Genomic DNA, 21,813 nt, shown 5'->3' with positions numbered 1-21,813 from the left:
TTGCCTATGGAACTGATCGACCAGCACACCAAAACCATCATGGAGGGCTGCAAGCTGCGGGCCCATGACGCAGGACTGCGCTTTGAAGAGGAGAGCCTGGAATACATCGTCACCAACCGGGACCTGATCGAGCTTTCCCCCAAAATGATGATTCCGACCCTTTATGACTACTGGGTCCAGGATGTGGAGGTGCTCAAAGAAAAGGGCAAGTATGAACTCTACCCCAGCAACCCTTACGAAACGGTGATCAACACCCGCCCGGCGATCTCTTTTTACAACGACAACAATCCGGACTGGCTCAATGTGATGATCTTCTATCACGTGTTGGCCCATATCGATTTTTTCCAGAACAACCTCTACTTTCGGCACACCTGGGACTACGATTTCAACGGCGAAGCGCTTTCAGACAAACGCACCATTGCCCGGCTGCGCACCGAACAGGGACGCTGGGTGGATTACGTGATTGAATTCACCCGCGGAATCGACAATCTCGTCGGCTATCACGGACTGTTGTCTTCACTCTTTTCCGTTCCGGATGCCGATATTTCCGAGAAGGTGAATTACTATTTCGATGTCTATCTGCAGGACATTGTTCGAGTCAATACTGGCAAATACATCAAGGCATTGGAGGAGTACAATGCCTGTATTCGTGAAGATCCGCTGCTGGGCGAGCAGACCTTTTTTTCAAGAATAGACCGCAGGCGTCCCGAGTTCGGCAATCTGTTCAAGAAATATCAGGAAACGAAGAAAAACAAACCTCGGGATCTTTTGGAATTCATCATGGAGCATTCCAAGAAACTCCGCCGCGAAGAAAACCGGTGGATGTTGATGGTGATGCAGATCGTCCGCAAAACGGCGCTGTTTTTTCAACCCCAGATCCGTACCAAAATCATGAACGAAGGATGGGCGTCCTACTGGCATGAAACCCTGTATATGCAGGACGATCGCATCCAGGGACACGAGATCGATTTTGCCAGGGTCAACGCCGGGGTGACGGCCATGCCCCGTGTAGGGCTGAACCCCTACGCCCTGGGCATGCGGTTGTTCTACTTTTTGGAGGAAATGGCGGAAAAGGGGCGCATTTCCTGGGAATACCAACATTTGGTCCACGCCGGGAAGCGCAAAAACTTCGATGCCAAAACCGGCCGCGGCAAGACGTTTATTTTCGACGTTCGCGAGAATTTCTCGGACTTCACCTTTGTCAACAGCTTCGTGAACCAGGATTTCGTTACGGCCAACAAGCTTTTTGTTGCCGGCCGGCGCCTGAACCAGAAAAAAATGGTTTGGGAATACTATGTCAAAAGCCGCAACGCCGACGATTACAGAAAGATGCTCATGGACACCATGTACCATCCACCGTGCATCGAAATCGACCCGGAAAAAACCGGGGACAACGGCATCTATCTGAACCACCGCTTCGAAGGCAAGCCTTTGCTCACCGAATACATCTCCAACACCATGCTGGGGATCGAATATCTTTGGGGCGGTCTGGTAGAACTGGAAACCATGGAAGTGGTCCCGACGCCGCGTTCCCAGACCCTGCCCGTCATTCCCGGGATGCCTGCACCGCAGACCGAGGCGGAAAAACCCCGGGAGATCAAATGGCAGCGGGTTCGCTATACCATGAAAGACCGCAAGTTCAGCAAAACAGTTCTATAGCTCTATGAGGCCGCCATGGACAACATATCCAACGCCATGCGACACATCGACACGGGAAGCGACGAAACCAACCATCGCGAGCCCATCTCCTTCGAGGCGTTCCTCCACCTGGTTCACGAAAACCCTGTCGCCACCATTCGCAATGTGTTTCAGGTCTTTCACGACCTGTTCAAGGAATATGTGGGCGAGGGGGTCGATGAGTACCCCAATGATCCGGAATCCATTCAATACGTCAGCTACGACTGCAGCGAGCTGTTCGTAAAGGATGCCGACCACCCCTTTTTCGCCGACCGGCTCTTTGCCAATCGGCTGGTCAACCATGTGGACGCCTTGCGGGCGGGCGCCCAGCAGAACAAGATCTACATCTTCGACGGCCCCCACGGTTGCGGCAAAAGCACCTTTTTGAACAATCTGCTCAAACGTTTCGAAGAATATGCCAATATGGAAGCGGGAACGCGCTACGAAACGGTGTGGCGGCTGGATCGGAGTCAGTTACCCCAAGAAGATGGCAGCGAAACGGCTTCCATTCTGGAAAGCCTGCTGCAAACCAGCCGTTCCGAAAAGCGGCAGTTCGATATCGTGCGGGCCATGGCCAAGCACAAGGCCAACAGCCCATATGTGGAAGTGCCATGCCCCTGCCACGACAATCCGCTGTTGATGATCCCCAAGGCCCAGAGAAGACGATTTCTGGACGAATTGTTCGACAACAACGCCTTCAAATACACTCTTTTTACCGACAAGGCCTACGAATGGATCTTCCACGATCTTCCGTGCACGATTTGCACGTCCATTTACGACGCCCTGATCACCCGGCTGAAAAGTCCGGCAAAAGTCTTCGAAATGGTTTACGCTGTCCCATATCACTTCAATCGCCGGTTGGGTCGGGGCATCAGCGTCTTTTCTCCGGGAGACCGGCCCATCAAACAGGTAATCCAGACCAATGAAATTCTCCAGCGCATGATCAACCAGCTCTTTTCGGACAGCAACCAGGTCCGCTACATCCACTCCCCTTTCGCCAGAACCAACAACGGCATCTACGCCCTGATGGATATCAAATCCCACAACATCGAACGGCTCATCGAACTGCACAACGTCATCAGCGAAGGCCTGCACAAGGTGGAGGACATCGAAGAGAGCGTCAATTCCCTGTTCCTGGCCGTAATGAATCCGGAAGACAAGAAGAACATCAAGGATTTTCAGTCCTTTTCCGACCGTATCGTCTACATCACCATCCCTTATGTCCTCGACCTGAATACGGAAGTCGAAATTTACCGCGATGTATTCGGTGCACACATTGATGAAAGCTTTTTGCCGCGCGTGTTGCACAACTTTGCCCGGGTCATCATTTCGTCGCGGTTGAGCCTGCGATCCGAGGCCATGCTGGAATGGATTCCGGAGCCCGAGAAATACCGCCGGTACTGCGATAAAAACCTTCAACTGCTAAAGATGGAGATCTACACCGGCCACATCCCGGAGTGGCTGTCGGAAGAAGACCGCAAGGCCCTGACCGCCAAGCGGCGGCGGCGCATCATCGGGGAATCGACAAGCGAAGGTCGCCAGGGCATATCCGGTAGGGATTCCATCAAAATCTTCAACACCTTCTACGCCACATACGCCAAGTCGGGCGAATTGATCGATATGGCCATGCTTTGCAAGTTCTTCCACGGACAAAAGGAGTTGAAGGCCTCGATTCCGGATGGACTGCTGGATTCGCTTTTGACCCTGTACGATTTCACCATTCTCCAGGAAGTCAAAGAGTCGCTCTACTACTACAACGAAGAACAGATTCACCGGGAGATTCTGAACTACATGTTCGCCGTCAATTTCGAACCCGGTTCGACGGAAACCTGTCGCTTTACCGGCGATCAGCTCCACATCACCGAGGAGATGCTGGACAGTTTCGAACGGCGCATGCTTGGAGAAAAGGTCGAAAAAATCAAGTTGCTCAATCTTAGAAAAGATACCCAGAAAGAGTATACCTCGCGCACCCTGACCCAGGAAATCATGGTCGCCGAAAAGCCACCGACGGAAACGCGACTTTTCCGATCCTTGAAAGACCGCTACGAGTTCAACCTCAAGGAAAAAGTTTTGGATCCTTTTCTCGAAAACGAAAACTTTCGAAGAGCGATCAAGGACTATGCCGGTGAGGATTTTAAAACCTACGACAAAAAAATCCGGGAAGACGTGTCCTTTTTGATCGCCAATTTAATGAAACGGTATCGGTACACGGAACAGGGTGCCCAAGCCATCTGCATTTACGTGATCGACAACGATCTGGCCAGGAGATTTACCAACCCTTGACGATCATTGCTTCTGCTTGCATTATTTCACGAATATCGGCAGCCGCTTCGCCGGCCGCCGCAATTTGCCTACGAAGAATTTATAAACCTGAGGAAGGTCATATCCATGGCGGAAAAAATTACTTTTGCGTCAGCATGCGGTAATTTGGAGGGCCTGTTGGATGTCGGAACGCCTCAAAAAGGCGCCGTCATCACCCACCCCCACCCGCTGTACGGCGGCGATATGTTCAATCCGGTGGTCGAGGCCATCGAAACCGCTTACCGCAAGGCCGGTTTTTCCACCCTGCGCTTCAATCTCAGGGGCACCGGAAACAGCGCCGGAACACACGACAACGGGATCGGGGAGCGAGAGGATGTCGCCGCTGCCGTTGCCTATCTTAAAAGCGAGGGTGTTGAGAGCATCCATCTATCCGGATATTCCTTCGGTGCCTGGGTCAATGCCATGGCCGTGCAAAACGGACTGGCGGTCGACGGGATGACCATGGTGGCCCCGCCGGTGGCCTTCATCGACTTTGCGGACGGAATCCGCCTGCCGGGCCTTACGAAAGTCGTGGCCGGCAGCCAGGACGAATTTGCACCGCCCTACCTGATCCGGCCCCTGCTGGTAAACTGGAACCGGGGCGCCGAAATGGAAATCATCGAAGGTGCCGATCACTTTTACTTTGCCTACCTGGATGACGTGACCCGACTCTTGCTCGTATCCTAAAAAGCGGATTTTTCCTTGCCGCCTGCTTCCGTGCCTGTTATCTTACTGGCGTTACATGGAATATTTCCCCGGCTGACAGGAGGTGCAATGGCTGCAAAAACCGGAACGGTCCACGTCAAATCCAAAGTCTGGCTGGAGGACAGTAAAGGCCGCATCATTTTTGGCCTCGGCAGGATGCGAATCCTGGAAGCCGTTGAAGCATGCGGCTCTCTTAACGCTGCGGCCAAGGCGCTTAAAATGAGCTACCGGGCGGTCTGGGGCAAGATCAAAGTCACCGAAGAGGCCCTGGGCAAACCGCTGCTGGTCAAGAGTCAGGGTGGCAGCAGCGGAGGCGGCTCCACCCTGACCCCCTATGCCCACATTCTCATGGACCGATACCTCTCTCTTTCCCGGGTCATCGACACCCAGGCCGACGAGCTTTTCGAATCCGGCTTCCTCGATCCGAAGTAGCCATGCCAGCAACCGGTAAACACAACGGGCTGACCGATGTTCCCGGCATCCGGGTGGGGAGCTACACCGATACGCAAGCCGCTTCCGGCACCACGGTCGTCCTTTGCCCCGACGGAGCCATCGGCGGCGTCGATGTTCGCGGGGCCGCCCCGGGCACCCGGGAAACCGATCTGCTGGCCCCGGAAAACCTGGTTGAAAAAGTCAACGCCGTCTGCCTGTCGGGCGGATCGGTTTTCGGTCTTGCTGCGGCCGACGGCGTGGTGCGGCACCTCGAACCCCGGAAGATGGGATTTGCCCTGGATGACGACCACGTCGCCCCCATTGTACCGGCAGCCGTTCTGTTCGATCTGGGACGCGGTTCGGATTTCAGACCATCGGTGGACGGCGAGTGGGGCCAGGCGGCCTGCCGGGCCGCCGATTCAGGACTGGTGCAGACCGGCTGTGTGGGTGCCGGAACGGGTGCCATGGCCGGCGGTATCAAAGGCGGTCTGGGCACCGCCAGCGTGGTGCTGGAAACCGGCGTCACCGTCGCCGCCCTTGCAGCAGTCAACAGTTTGGGTTCCACCATCAATCCGTCTACGGGCATCTTCTGGGAAGCCCGGCTGGAAATGGATGAAGAATTCGGCGGTCGCCTGCGCCAACCGGTTGCCCTTCCCGGTCCATCACCGGGTAAGCCGGGACAGAACACCACCCTGGCCGTGGTCGCCACCGGTGCCGTCTTGAACAAGGCCCAGGCAAAAAAAATCGCCATGATGGCCCACGACGGGATGGCCCGAGCTATCCGTCCCGCCCATACCATGTTCGACGGCGACATCGTTTTTTGCCTCTCCACCGGCAGGCAGCCCCTTCCGGAAACAGACGGTTTTTTTGCGGCACCGCTGGCCCCGGCCATCAACGAACTGGGCCATGCCGCCGCCGATTGCCTGGCCCGGGCAATCATCCATGCGATTCTGGATGCCGAAAGCGCTTACGGCATGACCGCCTATCGCGATCTCGATCGCCGCTGACGGCTCCTTTTCGTTTTACCCCCATATCCGTGCAGAAAGGAGTAAAAATGAGCACTACCGGCCGGTTCTTTTTTCTACTGTTCCTCTCCTCATTGGTCCTGTGGATGCCCCCTGCCAACGCCCAGACGCCTGTCCGGGGCGGGTCTCTGACGGTTTGCCAGCCGGCCGAACCGCCGGGACTGGACCCCACGGCCGGTACGGAAGCGGCCATTGACCGGGTGGTGTACGCCAACATCTACGAGGGCCTGGTGAAGGTCGACAGCAACGGCAATTTTCTGCCCGGCCTGGCCAATGGATGGAATGTGTCCGCCGACGGCCGGGTTTACACCTTCCACCTGCGCAAAGGGGTCCGTTTTCACAATGGGGAAGCCTTCGACGCCCAGGTGGCCAAATGGAATCTGGAGCGGGCCGCCGATCCGAAAAACGGCAATCCCCATCCCGAGTATTTCGACGGCATCGAGGCCATCGAAATGCCGGACAGCCACACCCTGATCCTGCGGCTCAAAGCCGTGGATGCCCTTTTCATCGCTCATATGGCCGAGGGCGATGCGGTCATGCTTCCCACCAAAGGCTACGAAGAAGCCAAATCCAATCCCATCGGCACCGGGCCGTTTCGATTCGTCAAATGGGTGCGGGGCGACCGGGTCGAAATGGCCCGCTATGATGACTACTGGAATCCTTTCCTGCCCTATCTGGACCGGGTCGTCTTCCGCTTCATCAGCGACCCGGCCGCCCAGGTTGCCGCCCTCAAGGCCGGCGATATCGATGTAATAGGTTATATACTAGCCCCCGAATCGGCCATGCTGCTGGAAAAGGACCCGCGCTTCAAGGTCTACGCCGGGACGACTACCGGCGAAGTGATCATGTCCACCAACAACCGGGCCGCTCCCTTCGACAACCTGCTGGTTCGCCGGGCCATGGCCCACGCCATCGACCGCCAGGCGGTCGTCGATCTGGTGATGTTCGGCTACGGCACCCCCATCGGCTCCCACTGGTCGCCCTCCACCCCCTACTACAAAGATCTCACGGACCGCTTTCCCTACGATCCGGACAAGGCCAAAGCCCTTCTGGCCGAGGCCGGCTATCCGGACGGCTTTGCGGCCACCATCAAGCTGCCCGCCATCTACTCTTACTCCAAACGGGCCGGAGAAGTGATCGCTGATATGCTGGCCAAGGTGGGCATCGATCTGACCATCGAAATCGTGGAGTGGGGGCAGTGGATCGACCGTGTTTTTAAAAACAAAGAATATCAGCTCACCATGATCGGCCACGTGGAAGCCTGGGATATCGGCATCTACGCCAAACCGGACTATTACTTTCAGTACGACTCGCAGGTTTTTCGCGATGCCTACAAAAAGGCCCTGCAGGCTCCCAACGAAGCGCAGAAAGCCGAGTGGTTCGGCCGCTGCCAGGAGATCATAGCCGATGACGCGGTCAACGGATTTCTCTTTTCCGCCCCCAATCTACCGGCAATGAAGGCCGGTATCATGGGCTGGTGGGAGAACTATCCCACCATCGCCCTGGACTGTACAGCCGTCTGGTGGCAGCCGTGATTCCGGCAAGCGGAAACCCATGATCGGCTATCTGGTCAAAAAAACGACGTCCCTTTTGATCCTGCTCGTTCTGGTTTCCCTGGTCGTATTCTCGGTGCTGTTCGTCCTGCCCGGCGACCCGGCCCAGATCATCCTGGGGATCAACGCCTCGCCCGAAACCCTGGCAGCCCTGCGCACCCGGTTGGGACTGGACCAGCCCTTTCTGGTCCAGTACGGCCAGTGGCTGGGCAGCCTGATCAGGGGAAGCGGCGGGCACTCCATCACCTACGATGTTCCGGTGGCGGCCCTGATCGGATCCCGCCTGGCGGTGACCGCCCCGTTGGCCTTCATGGCCATGGGCATTGCCGCGGTCCTGGCCCTGCCCCTGGGCATCTTCGCCGCCCGCCATCAGAATCGGCCCCAGGATGCCGCCGTAATGGTCGGCACCCAGTTGGGTCTTGCGATTCCCGAATTCTGGCTGGGAATTTTGCTGATGCTGCTCTTTTCCGTCCACTGGGGGATCTTCTCCGCCGGTGGCTTTCCCGGGTGGAGCGAGAATTTCTGGGGATCGTTGAAAGCCCTTTTCCTGCCGGCCCTGGCCCTGGGTTTGATCCGGGCGGCCATCCTGGCGCGTTTGATCCGTTCCTCCATGCTGGAAGTGCTGCGTGAGGATTACGTACGCACCGCCCGGGCCAAGGGGCTCAGGGAGCGAACCGTTGTCTACGGCCATGCCTTGAAAAACGCCCTGATTCCGGTATTGACCATTTTCGGCCTGCAGATGGGGCAGCTTCTGGCCGGCGCCATCATCATCGAAAATGTGTTTACCCTGCCGGGCCTGGGCCGGCTGGTGTTCCAGGCCATCGGCCAGCGGGACCTGCCCGTGGTGCGGGACGTGGTGGTCTTCATGGCGGCTGGTGTGGTCATCGTCAACTTTCTCGTGGATCTCTCCTATGCCGGTGTGGATCCACGCATCCGGCTGGAAAGATAACGGCCATGGGGCGCTGCTTTCGCAACCTGAACTTCTCTCTGGGGCTGGGCCTTTGCACCGTCGTCGTCTGCATGGCGGCGATCAGTCTGTTCTGGACACCGTACGAACCGACGGTCATGGACGCCCGCCACCGGCTGGAAGCCCCTTCCCCGGCCCATCCGCTTGGAACGGACCAGTATGGTCGGGACATGCTTTCCCGGGTCATGGCCGGAGCGGTGAACTCTATCATCGTTGGGCTGATGACCGTGGCCATCGGCATGAGCGCAGGCGTTTTGTTGGGGCTGGCCGCCGCCTGGGGACACCGTTTGGTCGACGAGGCCGTCATGCGCGTTTCGGACCTGCTCTTCAGTTTTCCGGCCGTGCTGTCGGCCATCCTGATCACCGCGATACTGGGGCCGTCGGTGATCAACGCCATGCTGGCCATCGGCATCTTCTATATCCCGGTGTTCGCCCGGCTCGCCCGGGCCAGTGCCCTGACGGTCAAAGAGCTGGACTACATTGCCGCAGCACGGATTGCCGGACAGGGAGAGGCGGCAATTGTGCGCCGCCATGTGCTGCCCAACATTCTCTCTCCATTGATCGTCCAGGCCACGGTGCAATTCGCCGTGGCGATTCTGGCCGAAGCCGGTTTGAGCTATCTGGGTCTGGGCACCCAGCCGCCGCACCCATCCTGGGGCCGGATGCTGAACGAGGCTCAGACCTTCATGGAACTGGCGCCCTGGATGGCGCTGTTTCCCGGTCTGGCCATTGCCTGGGCTGTGCTGGGCTTCAATTTGCTGGGAGACGGGCTGCGGGACATCCTGGATCCCAGGTTGAGATAATTTAAACAATTAAGGGGAGTCTGATGATATCGGAAAAATCTGTAAAAAAAGTCCTTGCCCAGATTGATCCCCGAGAGGTAATCGACCTGACTGCCAGTCTGGTGCGCTGCAACACGGTGTGGGACCCCGGGGCTGGCACCAGCGAACGGCCGGCGGCGGAGCTGGCCGCCTGCTGGGCCAGCCAGCGTGGGTTTGACGTCACCACGGAGGAAGTGGCACCGGGCCGGCCCAATGTGATCGTCCGCTGGGAGGGCGGCCCTGGCAGCCGCACCCTCATGTTTGAGGGGCATACCGACGTGGTCACCGCCGGAGACCGATCCCGCTGGAGATATGACCCCTTCGGAGCCCAGATTGAAAAAGGCCGCATGTTCGGCCGGGGCACCAACGATACCAAAGGCAACCTGGCCGCCATGCTGGTGGCCATGGCGGCGCTCAAAGCGGCGGGCCTGCCCCTGGCCGGCGCGGTCGTGGGTGGGGTGTTGTGCGACGAAGAAGGCATGATGACCGGCGTGCAGCATTTTATCGACCAAGGCCATGCCGATACAGTAACGGCCGCGGTGATCTGCGAACCCCAGGACGGCCTGATCTGCATTGCCCAAAAAGGGGCCGTGCGCGCCCGCTTTGTCGTAAACGGCCGCATGAGCCATGGGGCCATGCCCCTTTCCGGCCTCAACCCGGCGCCGGCCGTGGCCCTGATCATCGACGGCCTGGCCGATCTGGAATCCGAGGCCATCGAGCACCCTGGCAAAGATCCCCTGTTGGGCTGGCCCAGCTTCACTCCCACGGTGATTCAGGCGCCGGCCCAGGGACCGCCCCAACTTAATGTGATGCCCGGGGAGGCTGAAATTCTTGTAGATGTCCGTACCACTCCCGATCAGCAGCATGACGCCATCCGCAGCGCCTTGTTGGAATTGGCCGAGCGGACAACCGTAGAGACCCATCGGCACTACCGGGAACTCGACCGGCGGCTGGACATCCAGCGTCCCGATGAAATCTCGGTTACCGTGGAATTTCTTTCCGACCGGCCCTGCACCCGCACCGACGAAAACGATCCGGTGGTCACTTCGGCTGTGTGGGCCAGCCGACGGATCGAAAAAGAGGAGCCTCAATTTGCCGGCGTTCCCGGCGCCACCGACGGAACCTTTCTCTGGTCCTGCAAAAATATCCCCATCGTCACAATGGGCGCGGGCGACCGCCAGGTGCCCCACCAGGTAGACGAATGGGTGGACTTGGACCAACTGGTGAATACAGCCCGCATCTATGCCCTGACGGCACTGCATTACCTCGATCCGGAGATGGATGGTTGAGTGATCCGCTGCTGGACATCCGGGATCTGTCGGTCCACTTCAAAACGCCCGAGGGCATTGGCCGGGCCGTTTCTTCGGTCGACCTTTCCATTGCTCCCGGCGAAACCTTGGGACTGGTGGGCGAATCGGGTTGCGGCAAAAGCGTAACCGCCCTGGCCGTGGTGGGTCTCGTGCCGTCGCCGCCGGGCCGTGTGGTGGACGGCAGGGTTCTGTTCGAAGGGCAGGATCTGCTCCAGGCGCCGTCGGAAACCCTTCGCCGCATCCGGGGCCGCAAAATCGGCATGATTTTCCAGGAACCCATGACCGCCCTGAATCCCGTGTTGACCATCGGCCGTCAGATGGTGGAACCGCTGACGACCCATCTGGGCATTTCAAAAGAGACGGCCCGCAAAAAGGCGGTTCGATGGCTCGACCGGGTGCGCATCCCCTCGGCCCGGCAGCGCATGAACAGCTACCCCCACCAGCTTTCCGGCGGTATGCGCCAGCGGGTGATGATCGCCATGGCCATGATCTGCCGCCCGCGCCTGCTGATTGCCGACGAGCCCACTACGGCGCTGGACGTCACCCTGCAGCGTCAGATACTGGCATTGATGGCGGAGCTGAAATCCGAAACGGGTTCGGCCATGATGTTCATCACTCACGACCTGGGCGTGGTGGCCCAGACGGCCGGGACCGTGGCGGTGATGTACGCCGGCCGCGTAGTGGAGACCGCCGGCGTCGGGCCCCTTTTTGACGAGCCGCTGCACCCGTACACCCGCGGGCTGCTTCAATGCGTGCCTCGGCTGGGGGCCGCACCCGGCCGGCTGCACGAAATTCCCGGCACGGTTCCGGCCGCCACGGAACCCGTTTGCGGCTGTCCCTTTGCCGGGCGCTGTGAATCCGCGTTCGACCGCTGTGGCATCCAAACGCCGCGGCTGGAATCGGTTCAAGCGGGCAGGCAGGTCGCCTGTTGGCTGTATAACGACCAAAGTGATGAGAAATTCGGGAATTGAGGGCTTGGCTGAATTTTGCCAATCGTCGATTTTATCCAAAGATTCCACAATTTCTCAATTGCACTTCTTCATGAAGTGTGGATAGATCACCATAGAGAAAAACGCCGGACCAATTCATGAACGCTTCTTCCCTGTTGACCGTTACCGATCTGACCAAGCATTTTCCGCTGGGCGGCGGTTTGTTTTCCCGCCCCCGAGGTTGGGTGCGGGCGGTCAACGGCATCAACTTTTCCATCGGCCGGGGAGAAAGTTTAGGCCTGGTAGGCGAATCGGGATGCGGCAAGAGCACGTTGGCCCGCACGGTGGTGCGATTGATTGCTCCGACCGGCGGAGCCATTTTTTTCGACAACCGGGAAATCGGCAGCCTGGACCGTCAGTCCTTGCGGCCCCTGAGAAAACGGATGCAGTTCATCTTCCAGGATCCTTACGCCAGCCTGGACCCTCGCATGACAGTGGCTGCCAGCGTCACTGAACCGCTATTGAATACCGGCACCGTTCTCTCCGGTCAGGAGCGAAGGGATCGCGCCACTGAACTGCTGGCGGCCGTGGGCCTGGGGAAAAGCGATCTGGACCGCTTTCCGCACGAATTCTCCGGCGGTCAGCGTCAGCGAATCGGTATTGCCCGGGCGCTTTCCGTACGGCCGGATCTGATCGTTGCCGACGAACCGGTCAGCGCCCTCGATGTCTCCATCCAGGCCCAAATTCTCAACCTGATGAAGGACCTGCAGGATCGTTTGGGCATGGCGTATCTCTTCATCTCCCACGACATCGGCGTGGTCGAACGTTTCTGCGATCGAATCGCCGTCATGTACGCCGGCCATCTTGTTGAAATCGCCGCTGCCGACGGATTTCATCGGCATTGCAGGCATCCTTATACCCGGGCCCTGGTGTCGGCCATCCCCCGGCCCGATCCCCGGGTCGATTTCTCCACGATACCGGTGGAGGGCGAACCGCCGGACCCGGCGGCGCTGCCCGCCGGTTGTGCCTACCATCCCCGCTGTCCCCATGCGATGCAGCACTGCACGACAAACCGGCCGCCATTAATTACGGTGGATGGCAACCATCAACTTGCCTGTTGGCTCAATGGCGGCCAGGGAACGACTGGAGGTTCGTGATGAAAATCGCAGTAATCGGTGCCGGCGCCATGGGCAGCCTGTTCGGCGCCCTGCTCGCCGAAGCCGGACAGGAGGTCACCCTGCTGGACATCCGCCAGGATCACGTGGATGCCGTCAACGCCGAGGGCCTTGTCGTCGAAAAAGAGGGCACCCGGCGCCAAATCCGGATTCGGGCGACGCAGGATGCGAACAGCGTCGGCCCCACGGATCTGTGCATCGTATTCGTCAAATCCACCCAGACAGCGGAAGCGGCCCGGACCGTCGCCCGGCTGGCTGGACCATCGGCGCCGGTGTTGACCCTGCAAAACGGCATGGGCAATGCCGAAGCCCTCGCCGAGGCCCTCGACCCCATTCGGATCATCGCCGGAACGACGTCCCACGGCGCGACCTTTCTGGGTCCAGGAGCGATTCGCCACGCCGGCAGCGGGGATACGGTCATCGGCCCCTGGTACGAGGAGGGAACGGCCGGTGCCGAGGCCGTCGCCGAAGCATTCGACAAGGCGGGCATCGCCACCCGGGTGGTGGCCGAGGTGCGAAGCGTCATGTGGGCCAAGCTGTTCATCAACGTGGGCATCAACGCCATTACAGCCCTGACGGGCATCAAGAACGGCCAACTGCTGGACCTGGAACAGACCCGTCGGCTTTCCCGGGATGCGGTCGAAGAGGCCATGGCCGTTGCCGAGGCCCGGGGCATCGCCATCGAGGGCGATCCGGTGGAAAAGGTGTTTCAGGTGGCCCAGGCCACCGGGACCAACCGGTCGTCCATGGGCCAGGATGTGGACAGCCGCCGGATGACTGAAATCGGCGCCATTAACGGCTTCATCGTCCGTGAGGCCCAAAAGGTCAGGGTGCCGGCGCCGGTCAACCAGACCCTCTCCGCCTTGGTGGAGACGCTTCAGGCCCACTATTGAAATCGCCGCATCTTTAAGGCAAAAAAGGACGTTGCAATCCAACAGCAGGTAATCGGAGAGGAGGCATTCATGGCTGAAGGCAAAGTAACCGTTCCCGGTATCATTCAGGCCAAAAAGGAGGGCCGCAAACTGGTCATGGTGACCGCCTATGATTACCCCTTCGGGCTCATGGCCGACGAGGCCGGCGTCGATATGGCCCTGGTGGGCGACTCTTTAGGCATGGTGGTGTTGGGACTGGACAGCACGGTGCCGGTGACCATGGAAATGATGATCCACCACATCCAGGCGGTGGTGCGCGGATGCAAACGGGCCATGGTGATTGGGGACATGCCCTTCATGAGTTATAACACGGGCATCCGTGATGCCGTCATCAATGCCGGAAGGCTGATGAAGGAAGGTGGCTGCGATGCCGTCAAGCTGGAGGGCGGCGTGGATTTCGCGCCGGTGGTGGAGGCCATTGTCAAGGCCGGCATCCCCGTCCAGGGGCATGTGGGGCTGACGCCCCAGACGGCCAGCGCGTTAGGGGGCTTCAAAATGCAGGGCAAGGACGCGGCAGCGGCCCGTAAAATCGTCGAAGACGCCAGCGCCCTGGAAACCGCCGGTGCCTTTTCCATCGTGGCCGAGGCTGTCCCGGCGCCGCTGGGCGCCCTGCTGGCCGAATCGGTTGCCGTGCCGGTGATCGGCATCGGTGCCGGGGTGGGTGTGGATGGCCAGGTGCTGGTCACCCACGATATGGTGGGCCTGTTCGACCGCTTCGTGCCCAAATTCGTCAAGCAGTACACGAAGGTCCGCCCCACGATTATCGATGCCATCAAGGCCTATGGCCAGGAAGTCCGGGCGGGCAGCTTCCCGGCGCCCGAGCACAGCTTCGGCATGCCCGACGAAGCCCTGGCGGCCTTGAAAGCAGCCTTGAAAAAAGATTGAAATACCAACTGAAAGGGGAACCGATGTATATTCGCAGTATTTCCGGAAAGCTGCTTTGTACATGTTTTCTTGGTATATTGCTGGCGGTCTTCGGATGCGAGGGTACCGAAAACCGCGAAAAAGTGGACAATACCGTAGAAGAGCTGGCCGGAAAAAAGGACTTGGATCGTTATCAAAATATGAAGGATGAACTGGGTGAAATAGAAACCAGGCAGGCCGAAAGATTGAAGCAACTAGACAGCCGGAACGATGATCAATAGTAACGATATCCATTGGACATAAAAAAATTATTGCATCGTTCGCTTGGCTCTGTGGTAAAGAACCTGCGAGATTGACCGAAAATGAAATCACGGGCAATTTTAATTAAGGAAAAAGGAAACCATAGATCGTACGAAATTGGCGTCGGGATAAAGGTCTTTAACTATGGGGGATGCAGGTAAAGTCCAGGGGGAAAAGCTCGCCGATTTGTTCAACGAGCTGATTGAAAAAAAAATTATCATTTCAATGAATGTCGTGGGCGCCGGCTTCGACCGTCTCACCTGCATCACCGGTATTTCCAGAGACGGCAAAGACGACTACCTGCTCGTCGATCCCCCGGAGGATTTCAAGGAGGCCGCCGCCGACCAGGACCTTTGGCACCTGCGCTTCAATTTCAACGGGCCGGACCAACTGGAATACATCTTCAGCACCCGGGGCGGGGAACTTGTCGAACAGGGCCTGAAAATTCCTTTTCCCGAGCACGTAGAGCGCCTGCAGCGGCGTCGCAACTTCCGGGTCGATGCCCTGACCGGAACACGCATGCATTTCACCCTTAAAAAAATCAAGGGCGTGATTGACCTGATCAATGTCAGCCAGGGTGGCGCTTACGGGGTTCTGGTCAAGCACAATTTCAAGTTCATGCGAGGATCCGTGCTGAAAATGGATCAGCAGGTTTACGATATCCGCATCATCTTTCCCGGTGACGAAAACGAGCCCGATGAAACGGTTTATGTCAAACACGCGGAAGTCAAACGGATCGAGCATGACAAGGATCGCGGCTTTTACCGTTACGCCTTTGAATTCAAGGATATGGGAAAAGAAGAGCAGCAGCGGCTGATCCAGGTTATTTACGACTTGCAGCGCAAGTACCTGCAGCGTCGGAAATGATGGCCACTTTTCCCCTTGACGCTTACGTAAAAGCCCGACGCCCCGGAATGGTGTTGCCTGCCTTTGCCTGTGTGGCCCACCGCCCCCGATTTCAATTTTATAAAACGTCAATAAATGTGTTCATCCAGAAATAGGCCAATTTGGTCGAGATCGAGGCGCACGACCAATTTTAGCTCGGGTTTTACCACAGGCATATAGTTGATATTCCGAGGGTAAAATTAAAGATATCGGGCAAATTGGGCATTTCTGGATGAGCACAATAGCCCTCGAAGGAGTATCGATCATGGCTGTTATAACCAAGTATGTCGTGGTTCGAAATGGCGTGGAACTGGACAAGGAGTTTCTGGTCAAGAAAGAGGCCGAGGCCTATGACAAGATGCTCGATGCAGCCGAGAACCTGGCTGCATTCATCAAGGATAGAGATCTGGATATCGAGCTGGAGGACAGCACCGTCGATGCCATTTCGGTCTTTCTCGCCAAAAACGGGCCGGAAGTCGTCCGCATCCTGAAAGGGCTCAAGCCCATGGAGGCTCCGGCCAAAAAACCCCAGGCGAAAAACGGCGAAACCCAGGAAGTGGCCGTAAAAAAGAAGGCTCCGGCAGCCAAAACCGGCCCCAAAGGCAAATAAAGGCCCCATGGCCGCCATTTCCAAACAGGAAGCCGACGCATGGGACCGCGTGCTCGATGCAGCTGCGGACCTGGCGGATCTGATCGAATCCAGCGGAATCGAGATCGACGAATACGCCCTCGAGGAGTTGACGATCTTTCTGGCCAGGCACGGGCCCGTTGTGCGCAGCATGCTCAAGAACCTGAAACGAACCTGGCCTTTCGATGACACCACAAGCGTCCGAGGGCTTTGAAAACACCATGACGACACCATTGGGGCGTGAAAATCTGCAGTCCTTCATCGATACCCATCGCCTGAATGCCACCATCCTGCCCATGGCGATGCCCACCGCCACGGTCACCGATGCCGCCGGGGCCCTGGGGGTGGAGCCCTTGTCGATCATCAAGTCACTGGTCTTTTTGGCCGAAAACCAGCCCTTCCTGGTTGTAAACAGCGGTACGGCACGGGTGGACCGCAAGAAACTTGCGGACTACCTGAGCATGAATCGCAGACGGGTAAAATTCGCCACGGCAGAGCAGGCTCTGAAGATCACCGGCTATGTAGTGGGAAGCATGCCGCCCTTCGGCCACCGCAAGCCATTGCGAACGATAGTGGATCGGACTGCGGCCCAGCGGGAAGAGATGTACGGTGGCGGGGGTGATATTGACGCCCTGGTGAAAGTGTCTTCGGAGGAGTTGATTGCGGTGGCACATGCCGAGATCGCGGACGTTTCGGAGTCGTAACGCAGATTTCGGCTTTATTACACAGTCGTCATTAATTGAAATTGGGTGGCGCAGTCTTGAGAAGCCAGCGTTTCGACGCCTCTTCATACTGCCATGATTGTTCGAGCATAATCTTTTTCACCACATAGCGATCAAGAAGAAAATAGGAGACTTCAACTTTCAGGTCCACCTTTTGTTTGTCATCGGCAACCTTTGCGGAACGCACACTGTAGCTGGCAATCTTCACATTTTCGTATCGCTGCATGCAATCTTCATGCCTCAACACATCGGGAGCTATATACTGGCACGCAACGTTGAAATCCGACACCCGCATGGCGGTTTCATAGGAATCGATGGTGCGGCCGTACTCTTCCATTTTGTATTTTTCCGACAGCACCGCACATCCCAGGAACAGAATGCACAACAAAAAAACCAATATTCTCGAAAAAGGCATCACAATTCCTTTTCGTTGCAGCAGATGATGGCAAATACAGGCAGTTAAACACAGATTGACCGACGGATCAACCATCAAGGAGTACATCAAATGAAACTGAAACCCAACCTGCACGCCTTTTTGTGGAGCTCGCCGACCGCCAACAACTGCAATACGTACCTGATCTGCTCTCCGGAAAAAACCATCCTGATCGATCCGGGCCACGCGGCCCATTTCGGGCATGTCCGCGATGAACTGGATCGCATCGACCTGGCCATCGACGATATCGACCTGGTGATCTGCACCCATGCCCACCCGGACCACATTGAGGCGGTGCAATTCTTCAACGATGCCCCGGCCCGGTTTGCTCTGCATGCCGCTGAGTGGGCCCTGGTCGAGAAAATGGCGCCGATGCTCAAGGCCTCCATGGAGATCGAACTGGAAATGTTCCGGCCCGATTTTTTCCTGGAAGAGGGAGAGTTGACCGTTGGCGACATCTCACTGGAGGTCTTCCACACCCCCGGACACTCGCCCGGCGGAATCACCCTTTACTGGTCGACGGAAAAGGCCCTTTTTACCGGAGACCTGATCTTCAAGGGTGGGTTGGGCCGCACCGACCTGCCCGGCGGCAACGGCCGGCAGCTAAAAGAGAGCATCCGCCGCATGGGCGCCCTGGACAGCCACTGGCTGCTCTCCGGCCACGGGGAGGTGGTGTCCGGCACAGAAGCGGTAAAAACCAACTTCAAACAGGTCGAGCAGATGTGGTTCGGCTACGTCTGATGACTCTCGTTGGAAGGTTATTCGTTGTGCTGGGGCGGTTGGCTGCCCTCGTCTACGATAGCCGCCAACCGGCTTTTCGCCTGCTGCCGTAAACGGACCAGTTGCGCCTGACATTCGGGGTCTTTGTGCGGATTGGGAGCCACGGCCGTGCCTGAAATACCGTGGTCTTGCGCCAACCGACGCCTCAGGCGTTCGACCCCTTCCCACAAACTGTCGTCCCGCTGTCGGCGGTAAACTTTAAGCGCTGCTTCCAGGGACCCGCAAACAGCCGGCGCAAAAACCGCCAGCAGGTCCAGCCAGATACGATTGTCCCGGTCGGGTTCCATGCGTCCCGCCACGGCCGTTACCGCAACCATCGGATCGTCAACCTTCAGTTCCGCTTGAAGGGCTTTAATTTTTTCCCGCAGGTCTTCCACGGTCAGCGCACCGTCGGCATACCGCTGCAACAGGCCCTGCAACCGTTTCCGGAAGTCCTCTTTACGTTGATGGGTTTTCTCTTCATCGGAAAGCGAAAGGTGGCGGGTCCGCTCCATGACCAGATCCAACGTGCTTTTAATCTCGCCCATAGGTTCTCACCATTGAAGTTCTATCTGGTTCCCATACTCCTTCGTGGGAACCAATGCTATTGGCGCCCCCCGGCGCAACATGGGAACGAGGTGTATTACTGTTTTTCAAGAATCAAGGAACCGATAGTCAAAACAGGTTCGGCTGTCAAGGAGGATGATATCGGCGTCTTATGGGGCCTCCAGCCAGGCAAACCGATAGGGGGCCAGAACCAATGTGGCGCTGTCGATCCGGTTGCCGGATACCAGATCGCGGCCGGATCGGGTGATGCGCAGGCGCTCGATGTCCAGAGTAACCGGCCTGGCAGACACATTGGTCACGGCATGAATGGTCTGGCCGCCACCGGTGCGTCGGATAGCGAACAAACCGGCACCGGCGTCCAGGACCTCGAACGCGGCCTGGGGGTGAAAGGCCGGCTGCCGCCTCCATGTACCGATCATTTGCAGATAAGGGAAAAAGACCCGTGAACGGAAGGAAGCCGGGTCGTCCAACTCCTCAAGGACCCGCTCCAGGTTCAGCTTCTCCCGGTTGATGCTCCGCGCCCGGCCGGTCTTGCGAACGCCCGTGTGCCAGTTGCGCGATCCCAGCAGACTGTGAATATAGGTGGCCGGCACCCCCGGCAGGCTGTACTGGAGGGCCTGTGAGGCCAGGAACTTGTCGGTCTTGTCCGAACGCTCGTCTGCCAAAATAGCGTCCATGTATGTGATGTTGAGTTCGTACGGGCTCTGGCTGCCGTCAGGATTGTCTTTGCAGGATACCTGGCCGCCATTGGCCGTGACTGCCTTGACGAGAAGATCGATCTCTTCAGCCGGCAGAATCCCTTCCAGTGGCCGCACACCGATGCCGTCGTGGGAGGCCGTGAAATTGAAAAAGACAGTCTCCGGCGATGGCAGATTCAGCCCCCGCGCCCAGCGGGTGAGAATTGTAGCATCTTGTTTTACGAAGGTGTATAAAAGCAGCGGCGGCAGGGTGAAGTTGTAAACCATCTGGGCTTCGTCCCGGCCGCTGCCGAAGTAGCTGATGTTCTCCTCGTGCGGCACGTTGGTCTCGGTGATGAGCATGACCTCCGGCGCCGCTATATCGAGAATCTGGCGAAACAGGCGCACCATGTCATGGGTCTGGGGCAGATGGATGCAGGTGGTGCCGACAGTTTTCCACAGATAGGCGATGGCGTCCAGCCGCAAAATGGTCGCTCCCTTTTCCACATAGAAAAGCAGTGCCTGGACCATTTTCTCAAGAACGTCAAGGCTGGCGTAATTGAAATCGATCTGGTCGGCGCTGAAGGTGGTCCACAGGTGCACCCGGCGTCCGTCTCTCTTGGTAAAAGGGGTCAGCAGAGGCAAAGATCGCGGGCGGGTAACCGCGGAAAGATCCTCTGCTGGATCGACTTCTATGGCAAAATGCTCGAACCCGGGCCTGTCCTCGAGATAGTTCTGGAACCACTGGCTTTCGGCGCTGAAGTGATTGATGACAAAATCGAACATCAGCTTGAAATCCTCACCGATGCGCGCCACGTCGTTCCAGTCTCCCAACGTTTCGTCGATCCGAAAGAAATCTTTCACCGAAAAACCGTCGTCCGATGAATAGGGGAAAAACGGCAGGAAATGAACGCTGGAAACCGCATCTTTCAGAAACCGCCGGGCAAAACGGTGAAAAGTGGCCAGCGGTTTTTCTCCTGGGTGACGCAATGTGTCACCATAAGTAATCAGCACCATTTCGCCCTGGACAAACCGGGAGGCGTTTCGACCCGGCTTTTTGTCGAATCCTTCGATCAGGGGCATCAGGCGGTCATGGACCTGACGGCCTTTTTCCGGGCCGTAGATTCGGTTTAACAGGTCTTGGATGCGTTCGGTGGATGTCATATAGGCCTCCTTGAAGAAGGAAAAAGCCGTATCATCCCAAATGGAGCGAGAGGGAACCCTCTAATTAAGCCATTCCGGCCAGAACCCGTTTGACATAGTCTCGGGTTTCCCGGTAGGGAACGTCGCCGTTGTAGCGCGCCACCGTCCCGGGGCCGGCGTTGTACGCAGCCAGGGCCACCTTAAGATCTCCATCAAACCGATCCAGCATCTGGCGAAGATACTTGGCGCCGCCGTCGATGTTCTGGCCGATGTCAAAGGGGTCCGCCACTCCCAGTTCATTGGCCGTGGCCGGCATCAGCTGCATCAGGCCCTGGGCTCCCGCCGGCGATACGGCGTCGGGCTGGAAGCCGGACTCGGCCCGGATGACGCTTTCGATCAACTTCTCTGGCAGGTTGTATGTTGCCGCCGCCTGTCGGATGCTGTCCTGTATCGATCCATCGCGATCCGATCCGGTATCCGACTTCGTACCGACATCCGTTGCCAACGCATCGATGGATTCCGGACTGGAAGACGGGCTGTGCAAGGCCGCGTATGAAGGACCGCCATAAAGCCCTGGATCAGAACCCCGTTGCAGGCCGCCAAAGCGTGTGGATTGGCTGAAAAAGGCAGCCGCCGGATCGGAATGCCGTTGCTTGCGGTAGTCAGCCAGGGTCGCTCCCCGAACAGGGTCTTCGGCGGTCTGCTCCTCGTTCGCGGAAACGCTGTCAAGCACATCCTGAAACTGACTGCCGGAAACGTTTTTCAGGGGAATGAAGTTTTTCCGGGTCGCCGTAGCTTCGGTCTTGAAGCCCGCATTTTTCAGGTACATGTCGATGGTCATTTGGGTTTTTGAAATCATCTTGATCTCGCAATTGTGGCGTTTTCCATATTGCGGCCCTCCATTCGGATAGGCACGATCAACAACCATTCAACATTCATACCAGGCCCATTGATATAAAATATTTCAGTAATTTCCGGATAGGCTTTTGCATATAAGCATTTGAGATT

23 protein-coding genes are annotated in these 21,813 nt (G+C 57.7%); 19 read left to right on the top strand and 4 right to left on the bottom strand.

All coding sequences use genetic code 11. The features are described from left to right. Positions 1-6 precede the first annotated feature (6 nt). The 18 genes from GN111_RS21970 (at position 7) to GN111_RS21885 (ending at position 17,208) form a co-directional block, all read left to right on the top strand. A complete protein-coding gene (locus tag GN111_RS21970; RefSeq protein ID WP_155305813.1) occupies positions 7-1,659 on the top strand; it encodes a SpoVR family protein in 1,653 nt (550 codons plus the stop codon). Positions 1,660-1,674: 15 nt separating this feature from the next. Then, the gene (locus GN111_RS21965; RefSeq protein ID WP_155305812.1) at positions 1,675-3,960 is read left to right on the top strand and encodes a serine protein kinase PrkA; all 2,286 of its coding nucleotides are present in this window, start codon (positions 1,675-1,677) and stop codon (positions 3,958-3,960) included. A gap of 105 nt (positions 3,961-4,065) precedes the next feature. After that, positions 4,066-4,665, top strand: a complete 600-nt coding sequence (locus GN111_RS21960; RefSeq protein ID WP_155305811.1) for an alpha/beta hydrolase — start codon at positions 4,066-4,068, stop codon at positions 4,663-4,665. A gap of 87 nt (positions 4,666-4,752) precedes the next feature. After that, positions 4,753-5,115: a winged helix-turn-helix domain-containing protein gene (locus GN111_RS21955; RefSeq protein ID WP_155305810.1), complete on the top strand. Its 363-nt coding sequence runs from the start codon at positions 4,753-4,755 to the stop codon at positions 5,113-5,115. Positions 5,116-5,117: 2 nt separating this feature from the next. Then, on the top strand, positions 5,118-6,122 hold the full coding sequence (locus GN111_RS21950; protein WP_155305809.1) for a P1 family peptidase: 1,005 nt from the start codon (positions 5,118-5,120) through the stop codon (positions 6,120-6,122). Between the two features lie 47 nt (positions 6,123-6,169). Beyond that, a complete protein-coding gene (locus GN111_RS21945; protein ID WP_155305808.1) occupies positions 6,170-7,675 on the top strand; it encodes an ABC transporter substrate-binding protein in 1,506 nt (501 codons plus the stop codon). 19 nt (positions 7,676-7,694) lie between these two features. Next, positions 7,695-8,642, top strand: a complete 948-nt coding sequence (locus GN111_RS21940) for an ABC transporter permease (protein ID WP_155305807.1) — start codon at positions 7,695-7,697, stop codon at positions 8,640-8,642. Between the two features lie 5 nt (positions 8,643-8,647). Continuing rightward, a complete protein-coding gene (locus GN111_RS21935; RefSeq protein WP_155305806.1) occupies positions 8,648-9,463 on the top strand; it encodes an ABC transporter permease in 816 nt (271 codons plus the stop codon). A 23-nt stretch (positions 9,464-9,486) separates the two neighbouring features. Then, positions 9,487-10,770 carry a M20 family metallopeptidase gene (locus GN111_RS21930; RefSeq protein WP_155305805.1) on the top strand — a complete coding sequence of 428 codons (1,284 nt, stop codon included), beginning with the start codon at positions 9,487-9,489 and terminating at the stop codon, positions 10,768-10,770. After that, complete coding sequence (locus GN111_RS21925) at positions 10,767-11,762, top strand: ABC transporter ATP-binding protein (protein ID WP_231715523.1); 996 nt, start codon at positions 10,767-10,769, stop codon at positions 11,760-11,762. The genes GN111_RS21930 and GN111_RS21925 overlap by 4 nt, the downstream gene beginning before the upstream one ends. A gap of 116 nt (positions 11,763-11,878) precedes the next feature. Beyond that, positions 11,879-12,877 (top strand): ABC transporter ATP-binding protein, encoded by a 999-nt coding sequence (locus GN111_RS21920; RefSeq protein ID WP_155305803.1) that lies wholly within the window; start codon positions 11,879-11,881, stop codon positions 12,875-12,877. Next, positions 12,877-13,788: a ketopantoate reductase family protein gene (locus GN111_RS21915; RefSeq protein ID WP_155305802.1), complete on the top strand. Its 912-nt coding sequence runs from the start codon at positions 12,877-12,879 to the stop codon at positions 13,786-13,788. The genes GN111_RS21920 and GN111_RS21915 overlap by 1 nt, the downstream gene beginning before the upstream one ends. A 69-nt stretch (positions 13,789-13,857) precedes the next feature. Further along, positions 13,858-14,712, top strand: coding sequence for a 3-methyl-2-oxobutanoate hydroxymethyltransferase (gene panB / locus GN111_RS21910; RefSeq protein ID WP_155305801.1), 855 nt, complete (start codon positions 13,858-13,860; stop codon positions 14,710-14,712). Between the two features lie 23 nt (positions 14,713-14,735). Beyond that, positions 14,736-14,972, top strand: a complete 237-nt coding sequence (locus GN111_RS21905) for a hypothetical protein (protein ID WP_155305800.1) — start codon at positions 14,736-14,738, stop codon at positions 14,970-14,972. 163 nt (positions 14,973-15,135) lie between these two features. Beyond that, positions 15,136-15,858, top strand: a complete 723-nt coding sequence (locus tag GN111_RS21900) for a flagellar brake protein (RefSeq protein WP_155305799.1) — start codon at positions 15,136-15,138, stop codon at positions 15,856-15,858. A gap of 283 nt (positions 15,859-16,141) precedes the next feature. Beyond that, positions 16,142-16,486, top strand: a complete 345-nt coding sequence (locus tag GN111_RS21895) for a YebG family protein (protein WP_155305798.1) — start codon at positions 16,142-16,144, stop codon at positions 16,484-16,486. Between the two features lie 7 nt (positions 16,487-16,493). After that, the gene (locus GN111_RS21890) at positions 16,494-16,718 is read left to right on the top strand and encodes a YebG family protein (protein WP_155305797.1); all 225 of its coding nucleotides are present in this window, start codon (positions 16,494-16,496) and stop codon (positions 16,716-16,718) included. A gap of 7 nt (positions 16,719-16,725) precedes the next feature. Continuing rightward, positions 16,726-17,208: an aminoacyl-tRNA deacylase gene (locus tag GN111_RS21885; protein WP_170302406.1), complete on the top strand. Its 483-nt coding sequence runs from the start codon at positions 16,726-16,728 to the stop codon at positions 17,206-17,208. A gap of 31 nt (positions 17,209-17,239) precedes the next feature. Here GN111_RS21885 and GN111_RS21880 read toward each other — a convergent pair whose 3' ends face one another. After that, positions 17,240-17,641, bottom strand: a complete 402-nt coding sequence (locus tag GN111_RS21880; RefSeq protein WP_155305795.1) for a hypothetical protein — start codon at positions 17,639-17,641, stop codon at positions 17,240-17,242. 90 nt (positions 17,642-17,731) lie between these two features. On the opposite strand from GN111_RS21880, the gene GN111_RS21875 reads away from it, so the two are divergent. After that, positions 17,732-18,400, top strand: coding sequence for an MBL fold metallo-hydrolase (locus GN111_RS21875; RefSeq protein WP_155305794.1), 669 nt, complete (start codon positions 17,732-17,734; stop codon positions 18,398-18,400). A gap of 17 nt (positions 18,401-18,417) precedes the next feature. Here GN111_RS21875 and GN111_RS21870 read toward each other — a convergent pair whose 3' ends face one another. The 3 genes from GN111_RS21870 to GN111_RS21860 form a co-directional block, all read right to left on the bottom strand. After that, entirely contained in the window at positions 18,418-18,966 is a 549-nt protein-coding gene (locus GN111_RS21870) for a hypothetical protein (RefSeq protein WP_155305793.1), read from the bottom strand. A 168-nt stretch (positions 18,967-19,134) separates the two neighbouring features. After that, positions 19,135-20,826 (bottom strand): alpha-amylase family glycosyl hydrolase, encoded by a 1,692-nt coding sequence (locus GN111_RS21865; RefSeq protein ID WP_155305792.1) that lies wholly within the window; start codon positions 20,824-20,826, stop codon positions 19,135-19,137. 64 nt (positions 20,827-20,890) lie between these two features. Continuing rightward, positions 20,891-21,664 carry a lytic transglycosylase domain-containing protein gene (locus GN111_RS21860; protein WP_231715522.1) on the bottom strand — a complete coding sequence of 258 codons (774 nt, stop codon included), beginning with the start codon at positions 21,662-21,664 and terminating at the stop codon, positions 20,891-20,893. Positions 21,665-21,813: the final 149 nt, after the last annotated feature.

It is taken from the genome of Desulfosarcina widdelii, from assembly GCF_009688965.1.
Lineage (GTDB): Bacteria > Desulfobacterota > Desulfobacteria > Desulfobacterales > Desulfosarcinaceae > Desulfosarcina > Desulfosarcina widdelii.
This window is presented reverse-complemented; position numbering and strand designations above follow the sequence as displayed.